The 20,094-nt window shown below is 69.0% G+C and carries 13 protein-coding genes; 12 read left to right on the plus strand and 1 reads right to left on the minus strand.

Going from position 1 to position 20,094, the window contains the following annotated elements:
* The first annotated feature begins 6 nt into the window (after positions 1–6).
* The 4 genes from FB453_RS25400 to FB453_RS25415 all read left to right on the plus strand — a co-directional run bounded on the left by FB453_RS25400 (position 7) and on the right by FB453_RS25415 (position 5,807).
* On the plus strand, positions 7–1,188 hold the full coding sequence (locus FB453_RS25400; RefSeq protein ID WP_145794217.1) for a mandelate racemase/muconate lactonizing enzyme family protein: 1,182 nt from the start codon (positions 7–9) through the stop codon (positions 1,186–1,188).
* A complete protein-coding gene (locus FB453_RS25405; protein WP_145794219.1) occupies positions 1,185–2,393 on the plus strand; it encodes a fumarylacetoacetate hydrolase family protein in 1,209 nt (402 codons plus the stop codon). The genes FB453_RS25400 and FB453_RS25405 overlap by 4 nt, the downstream gene beginning before the upstream one ends.
* Complete coding sequence (locus FB453_RS25410; protein ID WP_145794222.1) at positions 2,390–3,907, plus strand: aldehyde dehydrogenase family protein; 1,518 nt, start codon at positions 2,390–2,392, stop codon at positions 3,905–3,907. The genes FB453_RS25405 and FB453_RS25410 overlap by 4 nt, the downstream gene beginning before the upstream one ends.
* A 322-nt stretch (positions 3,908–4,229) precedes the next feature.
* On the plus strand, positions 4,230–5,807 hold the full coding sequence (locus tag FB453_RS25415; protein WP_145794224.1) for an alpha/beta hydrolase-fold protein: 1,578 nt from the start codon (positions 4,230–4,232) through the stop codon (positions 5,805–5,807).
* A 108-nt stretch (positions 5,808–5,915) separates the two neighbouring features.
* Here the strand turns inward: FB453_RS25415 and arfA are convergent, their stop codons facing one another.
* Positions 5,916–7,439, minus strand: coding sequence for an arabinosylfuranosidase ArfA (gene arfA, locus FB453_RS25420; RefSeq protein WP_145794226.1), 1,524 nt, complete (start codon positions 7,437–7,439; stop codon positions 5,916–5,918).
* A gap of 285 nt (positions 7,440–7,724) precedes the next feature.
* Here arfA and FB453_RS25425 point away from each other — a divergent pair, with 285 nt between their 5' ends.
* The 8 genes from FB453_RS25425 (at position 7,725) to FB453_RS25460 (ending at position 20,023) form a co-directional block, all read left to right on the plus strand.
* The gene (locus FB453_RS25425; protein WP_222431409.1) at positions 7,725–10,097 is read left to right on the plus strand and encodes a glycoside hydrolase family 3 N-terminal domain-containing protein; all 2,373 of its coding nucleotides are present in this window, start codon (positions 7,725–7,727) and stop codon (positions 10,095–10,097) included.
* A gap of 316 nt (positions 10,098–10,413) precedes the next feature.
* Positions 10,414–11,409: a LacI family DNA-binding transcriptional regulator gene (locus tag FB453_RS25430; RefSeq protein ID WP_258399579.1), complete on the plus strand. Its 996-nt coding sequence runs from the start codon at positions 10,414–10,416 to the stop codon at positions 11,407–11,409.
* 168 nt (positions 11,410–11,577) lie between these two features.
* Positions 11,578–13,761, plus strand: coding sequence for an alpha/beta hydrolase-fold protein (locus FB453_RS25435; protein WP_145794228.1), 2,184 nt, complete (start codon positions 11,578–11,580; stop codon positions 13,759–13,761).
* 104 nt (positions 13,762–13,865) lie between these two features.
* A complete protein-coding gene (locus FB453_RS25440) occupies positions 13,866–15,206 on the plus strand; it encodes an extracellular solute-binding protein (RefSeq protein WP_145794230.1) in 1,341 nt (446 codons plus the stop codon).
* Positions 15,207–15,282: 76 nt separating this feature from the next.
* Complete coding sequence (locus FB453_RS25445) at positions 15,283–16,224, plus strand: carbohydrate ABC transporter permease (protein WP_145794232.1); 942 nt, start codon at positions 15,283–15,285, stop codon at positions 16,222–16,224.
* On the plus strand, positions 16,225–17,109 hold the full coding sequence (locus FB453_RS25450; protein WP_145794234.1) for a carbohydrate ABC transporter permease: 885 nt from the start codon (positions 16,225–16,227) through the stop codon (positions 17,107–17,109).
* Between the two features lie 87 nt (positions 17,110–17,196).
* Positions 17,197–18,924, plus strand: a complete 1,728-nt coding sequence (locus FB453_RS25455; RefSeq protein ID WP_145794236.1) for an IlvD/Edd family dehydratase — start codon at positions 17,197–17,199, stop codon at positions 18,922–18,924.
* A 112-nt stretch (positions 18,925–19,036) separates the two neighbouring features.
* Positions 19,037–20,023, plus strand: coding sequence for a LacI family DNA-binding transcriptional regulator (locus FB453_RS25460; RefSeq protein ID WP_145794351.1), 987 nt, complete (start codon positions 19,037–19,039; stop codon positions 20,021–20,023).
* Positions 20,024–20,094: the final 71 nt, after the last annotated feature.

Here is a 20,094-nt window from a genome sequence, read left to right on the forward strand (position 1 = left end):
CGAAAGATGAAGATCGTCTCTGTCGACACACTGGTCGTCGACTTCTACCGTACGAACCTCGTCATCGTGCGGGTCCACACCGACGAGGGGATCGTCGGGCTCGGTGAGGCCACCCTGGAGGGCAAGGAACGTGCCGTCCAGGGGGCCATCGCCGAGCTGGCCGAGGCGGTGGTGGGCCTGGATCCCACAAGCATCTCGAAGATCCTCTACGAGACCGCGCGGGACTGGTACTGGCGCGGCGGGCCGGTGATCATGACGGCGTTGAGCTCGCTGGAGATGGCCCTCTGGGACATCTCGGCGCGCGAGCTCGGCGTACCGGTCTCCCGGCTTCTCGGCGGCGCGACCCGCGACCGGGTCCGCGCGTACGCCAATGGTTGGTTCTCCGGTGCCGTCACGCCGGAGGACTACGCGGCCGCCGCGCGACGGACTGTGGAGTCGGGCTTCCGGGGCCTCAAGTGGGACCCGTTCGAGAACTACGACCTGACCATCACCACCGCGCAGTTGGACCGGGTGCTGGCCCAGATCGACGCCGTTCGTCAGGCGGTGGGCCGCGAGGTGGAGCTGTTCGTCGAGGGGCACGGCCGCTTCGACGTCCGCCACGCCATCAAGGTCGCCAACGAGATCGCCCAGTTCGACCCGGTGTGGTTCGAGGAGCCCTGCCCACCGGACAACCTCGATGCGCTCGTCGACATCCGTCGCGCGTCGCCGGTGCCGATCGCCGCGGGGGAGCGGTGGTACGGGCGACAGGGCTTCGCGCCGGCGCTGGCCCGCCAGGCGGTCGATTTCGTCCAGCCCGACGTGACGCACGCCGGCGGGATCGCCGAGCTGGCCTTCATCTCCACGCTCGCCGCGACGAGCTACGTGGGCTTCGCGCCGCACAACCCGAGTGGTCCGCTCAGCACCGCCGCGACGCTGCAACTCGGGGCGACGTTGCCCAACTTCCGGTACCTGGAGATCATGGCGACCGACGTGCCCTGGCGTCCCGAGATCACCAACGAGCGGCTGGTGCTGACCGACGACGGCGACATCCTCATCCCGACCGGGATCGGCCTGGGCATCGAGGTGGATCTCACCGCGATCGAGCAGCATCCGTTCACACCGCACCCGCTGCGGATGTTCCAGGACGCCGTCTTCGACATCCGTCCCCGCGACGAGCGGTCCTTCTTCAACCTGGAGAGCGCCTCATGACGCTGCCACGGCCCCGGGGGTCGGCCGCGGCCGCGGACTGGGTCGGTACCGCCGCCGAAGCGTTGCCGGACGATGCCGACAGCGTCCTCATCGGCCGGATCTGGGACCCGTCCGGCGATGGACCCTCACCGGTGATCGTCCGCGACGGCGAGGTCATCGACATCAGCCACCGGTTCCCGACCGTCCGCGACATCTGCGAGCTGCCCGATCCCGCCGCGACGGTGGCCGGGCTCGACGGGCCGAGGGTGGGCGGCTTCGGGGAGATTCTGGCCAACACGGGGGCGGCGACCCGGGACCGTGGCCGGCCCTGGTTGCTCGCCCCGGTCGACCTCCAGGCGCTCAAGGCCGCGGGCGTGACCTTCCCGATCTCCATGATCGAGCGGGTGATCGAGGAACGGGCGCGGGGAGACCTTGCGCTGGCGGCGGACATCCGGCACCGCATGCTCGCCGACGTCGGTGTCGACCTGCACAGCCTGGAGCCGGGCTCGCCGGAGGCGGATCGGCTCAAGAGCCTGCTGGTCGCCGAGGGCATGTGGAGCCAGTACCTGGAGGTGGGCATCGGCCCGGACGCCGAGATCTTCACCAAGGGGCAGATCCTCTCCGCCGTCGGCACCGCCGTTCCCGTCGGCGTGCTCGCCGCGTCGACCTGGAACAACCCGGAACCCGAGGTCACGCTCATCGTCCAGTCCAGTGGCCGGATCGTGGGCGCCACCCTCGGCAACGACGTGAACCTGCGCGACATCGAGGGCCGCTCGGCGCTCCTGCTTCCCCTGGCGAAGGACAACAACGCCTCCTGCGCCCTCGGCCCCCTGATCCGGCTCTTCGACGACCGGTTCGGCATGGATCGGGTACGCGAACTCGAGGTGCGCCTGGAGGTTCGCGGCGAGGACGGTTTCCACCTCGAGGCGGTCTCGGAGATGACCCAGATGTCGCGTGATCCCGAGGAGCTGGTCCGGCAGCTGATCGGGCCGCACCACCACTATCCCGACGGCGCCGCACTGATGCTCGGCACCATGTTCGCGCCCATCCAGGACCGGGACCGCCCCGGTGAGGGCTTCACCCACAAGGTCGACGACGTGGTACGGATCAGCTGCCCGGCGCTCGGCACCCTGGTCAACCGGGTGCGGCACGCGGAGGAGTGCGAGCCCTGGCACTTCGGCGTCCGCGATCTCATGGGCAATCTGGTAAGGAGAGGACTGCTGTGAACGTGGTCAGCACTGTCGATCCGCGCGACGGTCAGCGTCGCGCGACGGAGCTCACCGAGACCGACGAGTCCCGGCTGGAGGTGATCGCCGGTCAGACGTCCCCGGCGGCGCAGTGGCTGGCCGCGCGCGGGAGGCTCGGCCGCGCGGAGTTGCTGGACGCGATCGCCGCGTCGCTGGAGTCCCGTCGGGTGGATCTGGTCGCTGCCGCCGAGGCGGAGACCGGGCTGAGCCACGCGCGACTCGACCAGGAACTCACCCGGGCGGCGCTGCAGTTCCGGATGTTCGGCGAGGTGCTGCGCGACGGAGCGTACGTCGAGGCCACCATCGACCACGCCGCCGACACACCGCTCGGCCGCGGCCCGGACCTGCGGCGGATGCTGGTACCCCTCGGACCGGTCGCGGTCTTCGGGGCCAGCAACTTCCCGTTCGCCTTCTCGGTCGCCGGCGGTGACACGGCCGCCGCGCTCGCCGCCGGGTGCCCGACGATCCTGAAGGCCCACCCGTCGCACCCGCTGACCTCACACGCCTCCGCCGCCGCGATCGAGTCGGCCGTCCGCGACCTCGGCGGGCCCGAGGGTGTCGTCGCGGCCGTGTACGGGGAGCAGGCCGGTCGCGCGCTGGTGCGTCACCCGGCGATCCGCGCGGCCGCCCTGACCGGCTCGGTCAACGCCGCCCGTGCCATCCAGGCGGCCATCGACGAACGACCCGACCCCATTCCCCTGTACGCCGAACTGAGCAGCGTGAACCCGATCGTCGTCCTGCCCGACGCGGCCGCCGCCCGAGCAGACCAGATCGCCGAGGGGTTGTTCGGCTCCTTCACGAACTCGGGCGGTCAGTTGTGCACCAAGCCCGGCCTGGCGTTCGTTCCGTCGGATCCGGGTGGTGACGGCCTGGTCGACGCGCTGCGGGCGAGAGTCGACGCGTCGGGCGGCACGGTCCTGCTCAACGAGCGCATCCGGGACGCGTACGAGAACCGCTCCACGGAGTTCGAGCGGGCCGGCGCCCGGGTGTCGGCGAGGCCGAAGGTCGAACCCGGCGCGGGCTTCACAGTGGCGCCGACCCTCCTGGAGGTCGACCTCGCCGGCCTGACCGCCGAGATCGCCGACGAGTGCTTCGGCCCGCTCCTGATCGTGGTCCGCTACGACGACGCCGCCGACCTCGACGCCGCGCTGGCCACCGTCCCGCCGTCGCTGACCGGTTCGCTCCACCGCGGACCGGGCGATGACGCCGACGTCGTACGCCGACTGGTCGACGTGCTCGCCGCCCGCGCGGGTCGCATCGTCTTCGACGGCTACCCCACCGGTGTCCGGGTGTCGTGGGCTCAGCACCACGGTGGACCGTGGCCGTCGACCAACGCCGTGCACACGTCGGTGGGCGCCACGTCGATCCGACGGTTCCTCCGCCCGCTGGCGTGGCAGGACGCCCCGGCCTGGGTCCTCCCAGAGGAGTTGCGCGACGAGTACACCGCCATCTCCCGCCGAGTCGACGGGAGGTTGCAGCCAGCGGTCGCATAACAGCGTCTGCTGGCCTCTTCCGGGCGCGTTTCCGGGCCACCTGCGACTGGCGCGCGAATTCCTTGACGAATTGACCCGACAGAGAATTCGCGCGCCAGTTGTCCTGGTGCCGCTGAAGCGCGCCCGAATTGTTTGGACGCGATTCTCCGCTCCGATTTCCGTCTTGACCGTCAATGCAATTCATGGTTCTGTTTTTGACAGGGAGCGATGTTAGCGCTCGCATGGCTGCATCGCTCGTTACTGGTATCCCTTCACCTCACCATCGAATGGTCGGTCGGCCGCTCGGTGCGGTCTGACCACACGCCGAAGAGGGAGCAGGAACATGCCCGTCGCACTTCCCCGTCCCCTGATGCCGGCACCGACACGCCGGCTGATGCTCGCATTGCTCGCCGCCGTCACAGTGACGGCCGGATCGGTCGCAGCCCCGGCGGCCTCGGCCGCACCGCCCGCGCCGCCGCTGGGCCCGACCGTCACCCGCACCGACAAGCCCCCGACCGGGTACACAGTCACCTTCCGGTACCGGGCGCCCGAGGACGTCCAGCAGGTCCACGTCTACGGCGACTGGTTCTACTCCCGACCGGAGAACATCGGATGTCAGGACTGCGGCGACGCGCGGCCGCCCGCCGAGTGGCAACCCGGCGACGTCGCGGCCACCCCGTGGCACACGCAGGCAATGCGGAAGGGCCCGGACGGGGTCTGGACCTTCACCACCCCACTGCCGGCGGGCACGTTCCGCTACGCGTTCACGCACGACTGCGCCAACGAACTCGCCACCGGCTGTGCCCTGCACGACGACCCCGCCAACCGGTGGCAGATCCAGCCGCAGTACCCGGGAGCGCCCGGCGCGGTACGCAGCACGATCTACGTCCCGGCCAGTAGGAAGTTCCCGACGTACGACACCGGTTACCAGGCGCCGGTCGCCAAGATCGGCCGGCTGGAGTCGCGGCGGTACACCTCGCCGCTGTCGACCAACCCGGCGGGAGTCCACGACATCGTCGTCTACCTGCCGCACGGCTACGACCCCAACCGGGCCACGCCGTACCCGACCCTCTACCTGAGCCACGGCAGCGGCGACCACTCGACCGCCTGGACGATGCAGGGCGTGGCCCACCTCATCCTGGAGAACGCCATCAAGGACCGGGCGGCGCAGCCCATGGTGATCGTGTCCACGGACTTCAACGGCCTCCCCGGTGGCAACGAGGGCTACGTCGACGAACTGCGGAACAACATCTTCCCGTTCGTCGAGCAGAACTACCGCGTCTCGACCCGGGCGCAGGACCGCGCGTTCGCCGGCTTCTCCGCAGGTGGCAGCCGGGCGTACACGATCATGTACAACCACACCGACCTGTTCGGCTACCACGCGGCCTGGAGCGCGGGCGGCCCGGCAGCCACCCAGGCCCAGGTCGACAGCATGAAGTCGGTGGCCGGCGGCATCATGATCGGCACCGGGCTGCAGGACCGGCTGGGCAACATCGCCGAGAACTCGCAGCGCAACGCCGCCGCCCTGCGGGCCGCCGGCGTCGAACTGGACGAGTACAACGTGCCGGGCGTGCACACCTGGCACGTGTGGCGTCCGCTGCTGAACCACTACCTGCGCACCCTGACGTTCCGGGCCACCACCACCGATCTCGACGTCACCACGTCACCGGCGGGCCTGTCGCACCTCACGAAGGTCACCGCCACCGCGACGGTCGGCACGGTCAGCACCAGCACGTCGGCACCCTCCGGCACCGTCGACTTCTACGCGGGTGACACGCACCTCGGGTCGGCCCCGGTGCACCACGGTGTCGCTCGGCTGAAGAAGACCGTCCACGGTGAGCTGAACGCGCCGGTGGTCGCCCGCTACCAGGGCGACAAGCTCTTCAACGACTCCCGGAGCGATCCGGTCGACGCCCGCTAGTCCCAGGCTGGACCCGTACTCCCTGTGGTGGGGAAGCCCCGGCCGCGCGCACCTGGTGAAGCCAGGGTGTGCGCGGCCGGGGCACGTCCGGGACCGTTCGTCAGCCGATCACGGGGTCGTGTCGGTGGCCCGCAGGCGCAGCATGGTCCAGGACGCCGGCGGAAGAGTGAGCTGGACGCTGGCGTCGGCGCCGCGTGCCGTGCCGTTGGGGCGTGGCGCGGCGTGGTCCGGACCGTCGGCCGTGTTTTTGGCGTGCAGGTCGGTGCCGCCGACGGTGACGCACTCGATGATGGCGCTGACCTGGGCGCCGGCGACGTCGATGGTCACCTCGGCCGGGGTCTCAAGGGCGCGGTTGACGAGGAAGACGGTCATCTCCCCGGTGTTGTCGTCCCAGGTGGAGACCGCGTCGACCGCGTCGATCTCACCGTAGCGGTCGGTGGTCGTCGTGCTCCCCTCGCGCAGCACGTCCAACACGGTGCCCTGAGCGTGCCGGGCGGTGCGGGCGAAGGGGTGGAAGATGGTCTGTCGCCAGGCCGAGCCGCCCACCTCGGTCATGATCGGTGCGATGACGTTGACCAGTTGGGCCTGGCAGGCCGCGCTCACCCGGTCGCTGTGCCGCAGCAGGCTGATGAGCAGGCCGCCGACGACGACCGCGTCGGCCACGCTGTAGTGGTCCTCCAGCAGCGGCGGCGCGACCGGCCAGTCCTCGCCGCTGGGCGGCGTGGACGGGGCGGCGGACTGGTACCAGACGTTCCACTCGTCGAACGCGATCATGATCTTCTTGGTGGACCGACGGATCGCTCCGACCGAGTCGGCGATGGCGGTGACGGCGTCGATGTACCTGTCCATGTCCTCGGCCGAGGCGAGGAAGCTGGCCAGGTCGTCGTCGACCGGCTGGTAGTACGCGTGCAGCGAGATCAGGTCCACGTCGTCGTACGCCTCGGTCAGCACGTCGCGCTCCCAGCTGCCGAAGGTCGGCATACCGAGGTGTGAGGAGCCGCAGGCGACGAGTTCGAGATCGGGATCGAAGCGGCGCATTGCCTTTGCGGTCTGCGCCGCGAGCCGCCCGTACTCGGTCGCGCTGCGCTGGCCCACCTGCCACGGGCCGTCCATCTCGTTGCCCAGGCACCACAGCTTGATCCTGTACGGATCGACAGCGCCGTTGTCGTGGCGCTGGTCGGCGAGGTGGCTCCCACCGCGGTGATTGGCGTACTCGAGCAGGTCGACGGCCTCGGCGGTGCCACGGGTGCCGAGGTTGACCGCCATGATCGGATCCACACCGGCCTTGCCGACCCACCGCATGAACTCGTCGAGCCCGAACGCGTTGGTCTCCAGGCTGTGCCAGGCGAGGTCGAGCCTGGCCGGTCGTTTGTCGACCGGGCCAACGCCGTCCTCCCAGCGGTAGGAGGAGACGAAGTTGCCGCCGGGATAGCGGACCGTGGTGACGCCCAACTCGCGCACCAGCGCGAGGACGTCGCCCCGGAAGCCGTCGGCGTCGGCGGTCGGGTGCCCCGGCTCGTAGATTCCGGTGTAGACGCAGCGACCCAGGTGCTCGACGAACGAGCCGAAGAGTCGACGTGGCACCGGTGCGACGCGTCGGCGGGGGTCCACTGTCAGGCGGGCCGTGTGCACGCCGTTCTCCGGAGTGCTGTCGGGGTGGGTGTTCAGGGCTGGCTCCCTTCGTGCAGGTCCGACGCCGGCGGCACTGCCCGAACGCCAGGACCGAGGGGGTGGTGGAGGCACTGTGAGCTCTGGACAAGGTGATCGTCTTCGATTACGTTCTCGATCTATGTAAACGTTACCGATTACGTTTACGTAAGGGAACACGACGCCTGGATCAATGTCTGGCCGGCATCCCCTTCGGGTCCTGCCGCCCCGGCCGAAAGACCAGCTTGTCGCGGTGATTGGGGTGACCGGGTGACCACTGTTGAGCCGGAGACCGAGGCGACCTACGCGGACGCGACAGCGCCCGTCGACCAACGGGTGGCGGATCTGCTGGCCCGGATGACCCGCGAGGAGAAGCTCGCGCAACTGGGCAGCACGTGGGCGTTCACACTGCTGGAGGGCGGGCGGTTCGCGGCGGAGCGGGCCCGGCCGATCCTGCGACACGGCCTGGGGCACGTGACCCGCGTCGCGGGCGCGACCAGCCTGAAGGCAGCGCAGGTGGCACGGGCCGCCAACGCGATCCAGCGTTTCCTGGTCAGCGAGACCCGGCTGGGGATCCCGGCGATCGTGCACGAGGAGGTCTGCTCGGGGGTGATGGCCCGCGAGGCGACCATCTTTCCGCAGGCGATCGGCGTCGCGAGCACCTGGGCGCCGGAGCTGAATCGGCAGCTGGCGGACGCCGTTCGCGCACAGATGCGCGCCATGGGAAGCCACCAGGGGCTCTCGCCGGTGCTGGACGTGGTGCGCGACCCACGGTGGGGCCGGACCGAGGAGACCTACGGCGAGGACCCGTACCTGGTGTCCCGGATGGGGGTGGCGTTCGTCCGGGGCCTGCAGGGCGCAGACCTGAACGACGGCGTCCTCGCCACCGCCAAGCACTTCGTCGGCTACGGGGCGTCCGAGGGTGGGCTGAACTGGGCGCCGGCCCACCTGCCGCCGCGTCTGCTACGCGAGGTGTACCTGTATCCGTTCGAGGCGGCGGTCCGCGACGGCGGGCTCCAGTCGGTGATGGCCGGCTACCACGAGCTCGACGGCGTCCCGTGCCATGCCAACCGCGAACTCCTTGACGACGTCCTGCGTGGGCAGTGGGGCTTCACGGGCAGCGTGGTCTCCGACTACTTCGCCGTCAACGATCTCCACTCGTACCATCACTTCGCGCAGGACAAGCAGCAGGCCGCGACGGTGGGCCTCGACGCGGGCGTGGACGTCGAGCTTCCGGCGACGGACGCGTACGCGGACGCCCTCACCCACGCCCTGGACGCCGGCGAGGTCAGCGAGGCCCGGCTCGACGAGGCGGTCGCACGGGTCCTTCGGCACAAGGTTGAACTCGGGCTCTTCGAGAACCCGTACGTCGACGAGGACGCGGCCGCGACGTCGGCGAACGCCGAGCGGCACCGGAACGTGGCGCTGGAGATCGCCCGCCGCAGCCTCGTCCTGCTCAAGAACGACGGCGTCCTGCCGCTGCTCGCGGGAACCGGAACTGTCGCTCTCATCGGCCCGAACGCCGACGACGCCCGACACCTGCTCGGTGACTACTCGTTCGCGGCCCACATCGAGGCGTTGGTCGAGGCGCGCAAGCGGCGCGGCCTGCTCGGCGAGATGATGACGATCCCCGACGATCTGGAGATTGACGAGAGCACCGACGGTGTGCCGACGGTGCGGGACGAACTCGCGGCGCGGCTGGGCGACCGGCTGCGCTTCGCCCCGGGCTGTGACGTGCTCGACCCGTCGACCGAGGGGTTCGCCGAGGCGGTCGCGGCCGCCGCGGCCGCCGATGTCGCGGTGCTGGTCCTGGGGGACCGCTCGGGGCTGACGCCCGGGGCCACCACGGGCGAGTCGCGGGACCGGTCCAGTCTGGACCTGCCGGGCGTGCAGGAAGAGCTGGTCCGTGCCGTCGTCGCCACCGGCACACCCGTCGTGGCGGTGCTCGTCGCCGGCCGACCGGTGGGCAGTGACTTCCTGCACGAGGAGTGCGCCGCGGTGCTGATGGCCTGGTTGCCGGGGGAGACCGGGGCGCAGGCGATCGCCGAGGTGCTCCTCGGTGAGGTCAACCCGAGCGGAAAGCTGCCGATCTCGTACCCCCGCGGAGTGGGCCAGATCCCCGTCTTCTACGGCCACAAGGTGTCCGGCGGGCGGTCACACTGGCACGGCGACTACGTGGACTCGCCGGTCGCGCCGCGATACGTCTTCGGCCACGGCCTCGGGTACACCTCGTTCGCGATCGAGGACGCCACGGTGGAGAGCGCCGAGGTCCGCGCCGGGGACAGCGTCGGTGTCGAGGTCACGCTCACCAACACCGGACACCGGGCGGGGGAGCAGGTCGTGCAGCTCTACGTCCGCGACCCGCAGGCCACGATCACCCGGCCGGTGCTGGAGCTGAAGGCCTTCGCCCGCGTCGAGGCCGCCGCCGGCCAGCGGGTGGCGGTGCGGTTCGCGCTCCCCACCGGCCAGCTCGGTTTCTACGACCGGAGCATGGCCTACGCGGTGGAGGCCGGGCAGATCGAGGTGTACGTCGGCTTCTCGGCTGCCGACCACACCCACGCCGGCGCTTTCGTCATCAGTGCGGACCCGGACCGGCCGACCTCGAAGGTCTTTACCGGGACCACCGAAGTCCGGCAGGTGTGAGCGTTCACCCGGGTCAGGGAATGGTTCTCGACGGAGCGTGCCGTCCTGTTGTCAACGGGTGGCGCCGGCGCGGAAACGGGGCCCCACTTCGACCCTCGGCCGAGGATGCCGATTGCGTTATTCGCAACGGCGTCCGAGGGTCAATCGCGCGCTTGTGATCGTCCAGATAGGACGTCCTGTCGGGCAGTCGCGTAAGGACCAAGAGGTCTTGTGTTCGTAATCGTTCTCAGTTACGTTGGCAACATCCTGGAAACGTAACCGATAACGATTGCAGTCCAGAGAGAGCGGCATGATTGAAGTCAATGCGCCGGTAACAATGAGTGATGTCGCCCGAGCTGCTGGCGTTTCCACAGCCACCGTCTCGCGCGTCGTCAACGGGCATTACGGCGTCAGCGCTCGCACAGTCGCTCAGGTGCGCTCCGCCATCGAGCAGCTCGGCTACGAGTCGAGCCTGGTGGCCACCAGCCTTCGGCGCAGCCGCACCAACGTTCTGGGCCTCGTGGCGCACAGCTTCCAGTCGTACACGGCGGAAGTACTCAAGGGCGTGATGAAGGCGCTGAGCCGCTCGGGCTTCGATCTGATCATCTACGCCAACAGCGACCTCTACGGGTCGTATTCGGAGGGTTGGGAGCAGCGGCACCTGACCCGCCTGTCGGGCACCCTCACCGACGGGTGCATCGTCGTCACGCCCTGGGGCGAGGTCCGGAGCCGGACGCCGGTCGTGGCCATCGACCCGGTGCGGGGCTCGACGGGGCCCTCGGTGATTTCCGACAACCTCACGGGCGCCACCACCGCTGTCGAGCACCTGCTCGGCCTGGGCCATCGGCGCATCGGGTTCATCGCCGGCCGCGACAGCCTGGCCTCGGCCTGGTCGCGGGAGGAGGGCTACCGGGCCGCGCTGACCGCCGCCGGGGTTCCGGTCGACCCGACGCTGATCGGCCGGGGAGATTTCAACCCCGAGTCGGCAACTCCGCTCGCGCGCGTCCTGCTGCAACGACCGGACCCGCCATCGGCGATCTTCGCGGCGAGCGACGGGATGGCCCTCAAGGTTCTGGAGGTCGCCAGGGAGCTGGGGTTCTCGGTGCCGGGGGACCTGTCCGTCGTGGGGTTCGACAACATCCCCGAATCGGCGCTGACCCAGCCGGGTCTGACCACTGTGGACCAGTCGATGTATCAGCTCGGGTACGAAGCCGCGCGGATGCTGAAGTCACTGGTGACCGGCGAGTGGGACGAGCCGAGCCAGATCGTGCTTCCGACCAGCCTCGTCGTGCGCGACTCGACCGCACCACCGAAGAGCGCGGCACGACCATGACATCAGCCCATGGGCACGCAGGCCTGATCGCTCCGGACAGAGCGATCAGGTCGGGTGTGGCCGTGGCAGCAGCCTGAAGGAGGTGCACGCACCACACGGCAGATCCACAGTTGATTTGCGCCGGTCAGTCGGGTCGCGTCCGCTGCCGGCACGTGAAAGGAGTGGAGTGTGACTACCGAACAGTATCACGGGCGCTTACGCCGTCTGGGCGTACGCCGGCGGCTCTCGGCGGCGTTCACCGCCGGGGTCATCGCCACCGCGGCGGTGCTCATCGCGCCGCAACCAGCCGCGGCGGACACGCCGTGGCTGAACGTCTCCGCGGACCGCTACGCCACGTTCGCCGTCCCGGCGGCGTACGTCCAGGAGAACCTGGGCACCGTCGCGCAGGTCGTCGTCGAGGGAAACTTCGGTCCGTCGGCCAGCTGGGCGGAGTTCGGTCTGACCCGTCGGGGTGACGTGTGGTCGGGTGTTCTCGGCGCGTTGGAGCCCGGGCTGTACAACTACCAGCTCACCGCCGACGACACCAAAACCATCAAGGACCCGACGAACAGCACCAGTGTCGCGTCCAACCCGCTCCTGAGCACCTTCCTCGTCGCGGGGGACTCGGCGCGGTGGCTGCTCGACGCGCCAGCCGGCACCGGCGGAAAGATCGAGACGCTGAGCTATCGGACCAGGAACGCGCAGCGCTCCGCCCTGGTCTGGACGCCACCGGGTTACGCGGCCAAGGGCTCGAAGGGATACCCGGCGCTCTTCCTGCAGTCGGGCGACGGTGTGGCCGCCACCGACTGGCTCGACCTCGGCCGATCCAAGCAGATCCTCGACAACCTCTCCGCCGCTGGCGCCATGAGCCCGATGGTGGTGGTGATCAACAACGCCGACGCCTCGGACGACAGGGAGTTGAAGGACCTCCGGAAGGCGGTCACCGACAACTACCGGGTCCTTCGCGATCCGGCGCACCAGGCGATCGCGGGTGTGTCCGACGGCGGCACGCAGGCGCTACGGGCCACGCTCACCAAGCCGGGTCAGTTCGGTCACGTCGGTTCGTTCTCGGGCACGTCGGCTCCGGAGATCGACCGCAAGGACGCTAAATCGATCAACCACAGCGTCAAGCTGCTGCGCCTGTACACCGGTAACGTCACCGATCCCGCGTACAACACCACCTACCGCCTGACGAAGGCGTTGGGTCGAGCCGACGTCCGGTTCGAGTTCGACGGGGTCAACCCCGACGGTGGCGCGACCTGGACCACCTGGCAGGAGAACCTCGTCGACTTCGTGCCGCGGTTGTTCCGGCACGTGGCCGACCACGGGCCGAGCCCCGGTCACCAGCCGCTCAAGCGGGAGTTCACCCCGCCGCCGGCCGGCACCACCCCGACGCCCTTCGTCAGCGAGGACGGGTTCGTCACCTTCGAGACCACCACGGACTTCACTGACGCTCAGCACGTCACGGTCTGGGCGAACGTTGCGCCGGGCGGCAGTTGGTTGCGACTGCCGCTGACCCGCGACGGCGACCGGTGGCGGGCGACCGTGGGCCCCCTGAAGCCCTGGTTCTACTACTACCGGCTGATCGTGGACCGGGTCGCGGTCAAGGACACCTCCAACCCGACGACTGTCACCACCGAACCGATGTGGAGCACCTTCTTCATCCCCGGGCCGGGTGCCCGACTGCTGTCGGACGTACCCGCCGGTCGTGGCGGGAAGGTCGAGAGCATGACCTACACCAGTACGGTGGCCGGCCAGGACCGGACCGCGCTGGTCTGGACCCCGCCGGGGTACGACCCTGGCCGTGCACAGCCGTACCCCGTCCTCTACCTCCAGCACGGCGGCGGCCAGAACTACACGGACTGGGTCGAGATGGGCCGTGCCAAGCAGATCCTCGACCATCAGTTCCTCGACGGCGACCTCACGCCGATGGTCGTCGTGATGGGCAACGGCAACTCGTCGAACTTCAACAGCGAGTTGCGGGAGAACATCGTTCCGACGGCCCGTGCCCGCTACAACATCTCCAGCGATCCGTCGCAGCAGGCCCTCGCCGGCCTGTCGATGGGCGGCGGGCAGGCGTTCGGGGTGCTGCGGGCCTACCCGGGCGAGTTCGCCTACGTCGCCGCGTTCTCGGCCGGTTTCGGCAGCGGCACCGGCGTCGACGTGGCGGCGATCAACAACGGCACCAAGATGCTGCGCCTCTACGTCGGTGACCAGACCGACTTCGTGTACCCGAGCTTCATGGCATCGCTGACCACGTTGAACAACCTCGGTATCCGCTACGAGTTCGACGGGGTCACCCCCGGGCCGCACGGCTGGGACGTGTGGCAGAAGAACCTCATCGACCTGGCGCCCCGTCTGTTCAAGCGCTAGGAGCCTTCGCCGGCGACGCCACCGGGAGCAGGGCTTCCTGCCCCCGGTGGCGCCCGCCAGCGCATGGATGCAGTGCACCGCCATCGCCGAAGGGAACCATCTCAATGAAGAGAAGACGAATACTCGCCACGGTAGCCATGCTCGCGGCGGGGACCGGCCTCGTCGCCTGCTCCTCCGACGAGGGCGGCAGCGACGCGAGCAATTGCACGAACACCATCACCAAGCAGAACGTGCCGGTCGTGACGATGTGGGGCTGGTACCCCAACACCCAGCTCGTCGTCGACAACTTCAACAAGCAGCACGACGATGTGCAGGTCTGCTGGACGAACGTCGGCCAGGGCAGCGACGAGTACGACAAGTTCCAGACCGCCATCTCGGCGGGCACCGGCGCGCCCGACGTGATCATGGTCGAGGCGGACCGGATCCCGACGTTCCAGATCCAGGGCGCGCTCGTCGACATCAAGCAGTACGGCTTCGACGCGGTCAAGGCCAACTACGGCGAGGGCGCCTGGAAGGACGTGTCGGTCGGCGACAAGGTCTACGGCGTCCCGGTCGACGGCGGTCCGGTGGCGATGATCTACCGCAAGGACATCTTCGACAAGTACAAGATCACGCCGCCGAAGACCTGGGCCGAGTACGAGCAGGCCGCCCAGAAGGTCAAGGACGCCGGCGGCCCGCTCTTCGGTGACCTCGGCGCGAACGTCTCGGCGCTCACCATGGCGCTACAGATCCAGAAGGGCGCCTCGCCCTTCACCTACGACCCGGCGCAGCCGAAGGCGATCGGGGTGAAACTCAACGACCAGGCGTCCAAGGACGTGCTGGACTACTGGGGCGGCCTCGCCAAGAAGGGCCTGGTCGGTACGCAGGACCAGTTCACCCCGGAGTACATCTCCGGCGTCATCAACGGCAACTACGCGACGTACATCTCGGCGGCCTGGGCGCCCGGCTACCTCACCGGCGCCGGCGTCGGTAAGGGGCAGGACACCGGTAAGTTCGCGGTGGCGCCGCTGCCGCAGTGGGATCCGGCCAACCCGGTGCAGATCAACTGGGGTGGGTCGGCCTTCTCGGTGACCAAGCAGGCGAAGAAGCCGGAATTGGCCGCGAAGGTCGCCTACGGGCTCTACGCCGACAAGGAGTCACTCACCGACGGCTGGACCAACCAGATCATCTTCCCGCTGAACCTCACGGCGCTCAAGGACCCCGCGTTCGTCGACCTGAAGGTGGCGTTCTTCAACGGCCAGCAGGCGAACAAGGAGGTCTACCTTCCCGCGGCCGAGGCATACAAGGGCGTCGCGTACGCCCCCTTCGGTCAGTACTACCTCGACGCCATGACGAAACAGGTCAGCGAGATCATCAAGGGCTCCGTAACCGGTTCGCAGGCTGCCGACCGGCTCCAGGAGGACGTGGCGAAGTACGCCAAGGAACAAGGCTTCACCGTTCAGTGACCGGATGGGTGGGCCGCGCCGACACTGGCCGGCCGGCCCACCCGCCCCCCTCAGCGTCCACGTCCCGGAGACCAAGATGACATCCCTGACCGAGAAGCGCGCATCGCGTACTCAGCCTGAGAAGCGCAAGATCCGTGGCAAGGTGCACCTCCGCGAACACCTGATGGGGTGGCTCTTCGTCGGGCCGTTCGGGATCGTGTTCCTGGCGTTCCTCATCGCACCGTTGGGGTACGCGCTGTACCTCAGTCTCTTTCAGAAGAAGCTGATCGGCGGCACCAGCTTCGTTCTCTTCGACAACTACGTGAAGGCGTTCACCGATCCGAGCTTCCTGTCCGGGGCGTGGTTCGTCATCCGCTTCTCGCTGGTCTCGATCCCGCTGCAGATCGTCATCGCGCTCGCGCTGGCCCTCATTTTGGACTCGGTGACCACACTGTTCGCTCGCTTCTCCCGCCTCATGATCTTTCTTCCGTACGCGATCCCCACGGTCATCGGGGCCGTGATGTGGGGGTTCCTCTACAGCCGGGGTTTCGGCCCGCTGACCGACATCTTCGGGCTGTTCGGCGCCACCGCGCCCGACTTCCTGAGCAGCGACCTGATCTTCTACGGGCTGCTCAACGTCGTCACCTGGCAGTGGGCCGGCTACTACATGATCATCTTGTACGCGGCGTTGCAGGGCGTCGACCCGACGCTCTACGAGGCGGCCCGGATGGACGGCGCCGGGCGGTGGCAGATCGCGACGCGCATCAAGATCCCGCTGATCGCGCCCGCCCTGATCCTCATCCTGGTCTTCTCGCTCATCGGCACCCTGCAGTTCTTCAACGAACCGCAGATCCTGCGATACCTCGCCGCGGGCACGATCGGCTCGGACTTCACCCCGAACATGTACGCGTACCAACAGGCGTTCTCGCTCGCCAACTTCAACTACGGGTCGGCGATCTCCTTCGCCCTCGGCGGGCTCGTGTTCATCTGCGTGTACGCCTTCCTGTTCTTCACCCGCAAGCGGAGGAGCTTCCTGTAGATGACCGAGCACACCAGCGTCCGCGCCGGCGCCCGCCGACCGCAGCGCTATCTCCCCCTTCAGATCCTCCTCGGCTTCCTGGTGATCTACTTCCTCGTACCGTTCTGGTGGGTCATCGTCAACAGCTCCAAGGACGCACCGGGCCTGTTCGGCGGCGGCAACACCCTCTGGTTCACCGACCAGATCGACTACCTCGGGAACCTCCGGCAGCTCTTCACCTACGACGGTGGCATCTACCTGCGGTGGATGCTCAACTCGACGCTCTACGCCATCGCCGGCGGCATCGGCGCCACCGTCCTGGCGGTCATGGCCGGCTACGGTTTCGCCAAGTACCGGTTCGCCGCCCGACGCTTCAGCTTCGCCGTCGTGCTCGGCGCGCTGATGGTGCCCGCCACCGCTCTGGTCATCCCGACGTTCATCATGTTCTCCCGGCTCGGCCTGACGAACACGGTCTGGGCGGTGATCCTGCCGTCGCTGCTCAACCCGTTCGGCGTCTACCTGATGCACGTGTACGCGCGCGACGCGGTGCCCGACGAACTCCTGGACGCGGCGCGGGTCGACGGCGCGGGAGAGATACGGACGTTCATTCAGATCGCCCTTCCGCTGATGCGTCCCGCGGTGGTCACCGTGCTGCTCCTGTCGGCCGTGGCGTCCTGGAACAACTACTTCCTGCCGCTGGCCATGCTCTCCGACAACCGGCTGTTCCCGGTCACCGTCGGCCTTGGCCTCTGGCAGGGAATCGCGTCCGCGAACAACGCGGGAACCACCTCACTGTGGAGCCTCATCATCCTGGGCTCCCTGGTGTCCGTGATCCCGCTGATCATCGCGTTCTTCAGCCTGCAACGACACTGGCGCGGCGGCCTGTCCGTCGGAGGTCTGCGGTAGGCCGCGCCGACGCCGCCAGCCAATCCACCAGACGCGCATTGATCGCCGCGCAGGACGCGGCCGGACGGATGACAGAGAGGTGTGCTGATGTCGACGACGAATCGACCGCTGCGCAGCGGGGAGTGGTTCGGTGCGGAAGGCCGCAACGGGTTCATCCATCGGTCCTGGATGCGCAACCAGGGGTTCGCGGACGACGTCTTTGACGGGCGCCCGGTGATCGGCATCGCCACCACCTGGTCGGAGTTGACACCCTGCAACGCTCACCTGCGCGACCTCGCCGAGTCGGTGAAGCGGGGCGTGTGGGAGAGCGGGGGCCTGCCGCTGGAGTTCCCGGCGATGAGCCTGGGCGAGCCGCTGATGCGACCCACGACAATGCTCTACCGCAACCTGCTGGCGATGGAGCTGGAGGAGTCGGTCCGCGCGAACCCGCTCGACGGGGTGGTCCTGCTCTCCGGCTGTGACAAGACCACTCCCGGCCTGCTGATGGGAGCGGCGAGCGTCGACCTGCCGACAGTGATGCTGACCGGCGGCCCGATGCTCAACGGCAAGTTCCGCGGCCAGGACATCGGCTCGGGCACCGTCGTCTGGCGCTTCACCGAGGAGATGCGGGCCGGTCGGATGACCGCGGCCGACTGCTCCGAGGCGGAGGTCGGCATGTCCCGCAGCCGAGGCCACTGCATGACAATGGGTACCGCCTCCACGATGGCCTGTGTGACCGAGGCGCTGGGCGTGCAGCTGCCGGGGGCGGCCGCCGTGCCGGCGGTCGACTCTCGGCGGTACGCGCTCGCGCACGCCGCCGGACGCCGGATCGTCGCCATGGTCGAACAGGACCAACGGCTGTCCTCTGTGCTCACCAGGCAGGCGTTCGAGAACGCCGTCCGGGTCAACGCCGCCATCGGCGGCTCCACCAACGCGGTCGTACACCTGCTCGCGATCGCCGGACGCCTCGGCGTCCCCCTCTCGCTGGAGGACTTCGACACCTTCACCGCCGACGTGCCCATGCTCGTCAACCTCATGCCGTCGGGAAAGTACCTGATGGAGGACTTCGCCTACGCGGGCGGCCTTCCGGTGGTGATGAAGGAACTCGCCCCGCTGCTGCACATGGACCACATCACCGTCAGCGGCAGGAGCGTGGCGGAGAACGTCGACGGCGCCCAGTGCTGGAACCGGGACGTCATCGGCACCCTGGAGGAGCCGTTCCAGCCCGCCGGCTCGGGCACCGTGGTGCTACGCGGCTCGCTCGCGCCGTCCGGGGCGGTGCTGAAGGTCTCCGCCGCCTCCGCCCACCTCCTCACGCACACCGGCCCGGCGCTCGTCTTCGACCGGATCGAGGAGTACGTCGTCGCCGCCGACGACCCGGACCTCGACGTCACCCCCGACACGGTGATCGTCGTCCGCAACGCCGGACCACGGGGCTACCCCGGCTTCCCGGAGGTGGGCAACGTGCCCATGCCACGACGGTTGCTCGCCGACGGCATCACGGACATGGTGCGGATCTCCGACGCTCGGATGAGCGGCACCGGCTACGGCACCTGCATCCTGCACGTGGCGCCGGAAGCGTCAGTGGGTGGCCCGCTCGCGCTGGTACGCACCGGCGACCTGGTCTCCGTCGACGTGTCGACGCGCCGCCTGGACCTCCTGGTCGACGACGCCGAACTGACCCAACGCCGCACCGCCTGGCAGCCTCCGCAGCCGGTGGCCGACCGTGGTTGGGTACGGCTCTACAGCGAGCACGTCCTCCAGGCGGACAGCGGCGCGGACCTCGACTTTCTCGTCGGTGGCAGCGGCAGCGCGGTGCCCCGTCACTCACACTGACGGCCGCGATCGGACGAGGCCCACGAGGAACTGATTCCATGGAAGAACGGACGGCCCGCCAGTGCGAGTTCACGCAAAGGCCGCTGTGACAGCGGCCGACCGGCCCCCGGTCATGGCCGACGTCGCTCGCCTGGCGGGCGTGTCACACCAGACGGTGTCCCGGGTCATCAACGGGGCACCCAGCATCAGGCGCGAGACGCGGGAGCGGGTCCTTGAGGCGATCCGACGACTCGACTACCGCCCCAACACGGCCGCCCGCGCGCTGGTGCGCGGACGGTCCGGGATGATCGGCATCATCGGCACGGCCAGGACGCTGTTCGGTCCGACGAGCATCCATCGCAGCGTCGAGGACGCCGCCCGCGCGGCCGGCTACTTCGCTACCTCGGTGAGCCTCTCCGAGGTGACGGTACGGGCGCTCAGCGACGCCACCGAACACCTCATGCGCGTCGGCGTGGAGGGCGTCGTGATGATCGCCGGCAACGACGAGGCGCTCGAGGTGGTGCGGATGACGCGCTCGGGTGTCCCCTTCGTCGTCGTGGAAGGCGATCTGTCCAGGGCCAGCGTGACCGTCGGCGTCGACCAGGTGCTCGGCGCCCGGATGGCCACCGAGCACCTCCTTGACCTCGGGCATCGGGAGATCGTGCACGTGAGCGGTCCGCTCAACTGGGCGGAGGCCCGCGCTCGCCTCGAAGGTTGGCGTCAGGCGATGGCTTCCGCGGGCCTACGCCCGCCGGAGCCGGTCGAGGGGGACTGGCGAGCGCACAGCGGCTACGCCGCCGGGCTGCGGATCGGTGCGATGCGCGGGACCACGGCGGTGTTCGCCGCCAATGACCAGATGGCCATCGGTGTACTGCGCGCGTTGCACGAGCGTGGGCGGCGGGTGCCACACGACGTCTCCGTCGTCGGATTCGACGACGTGCCCGAGGCGCCCTTCCTCATCCCGCCGTTGACGACGATCCAGCAGGATTTCGACGCGGTCGGCCGGCGGGCCATCACCGCCGTCACCCAGGCCATCGACGACACGGTGCCGCAGCGTCTGCCGCTGGTCGTCCCCAAGCTCGTGGTGCGGCAGAGCACGGCGCCGCCGACCGCTACCTGAACAGCCGACGATCTGGACCGGCTGCCCGCCGACGGGCGGGAGCCCCAGCGTGTGGCCGGGGCTCCCGCGAC

This window comes from Micromonospora sp. CNZ322 (assembly GCF_007827755.1).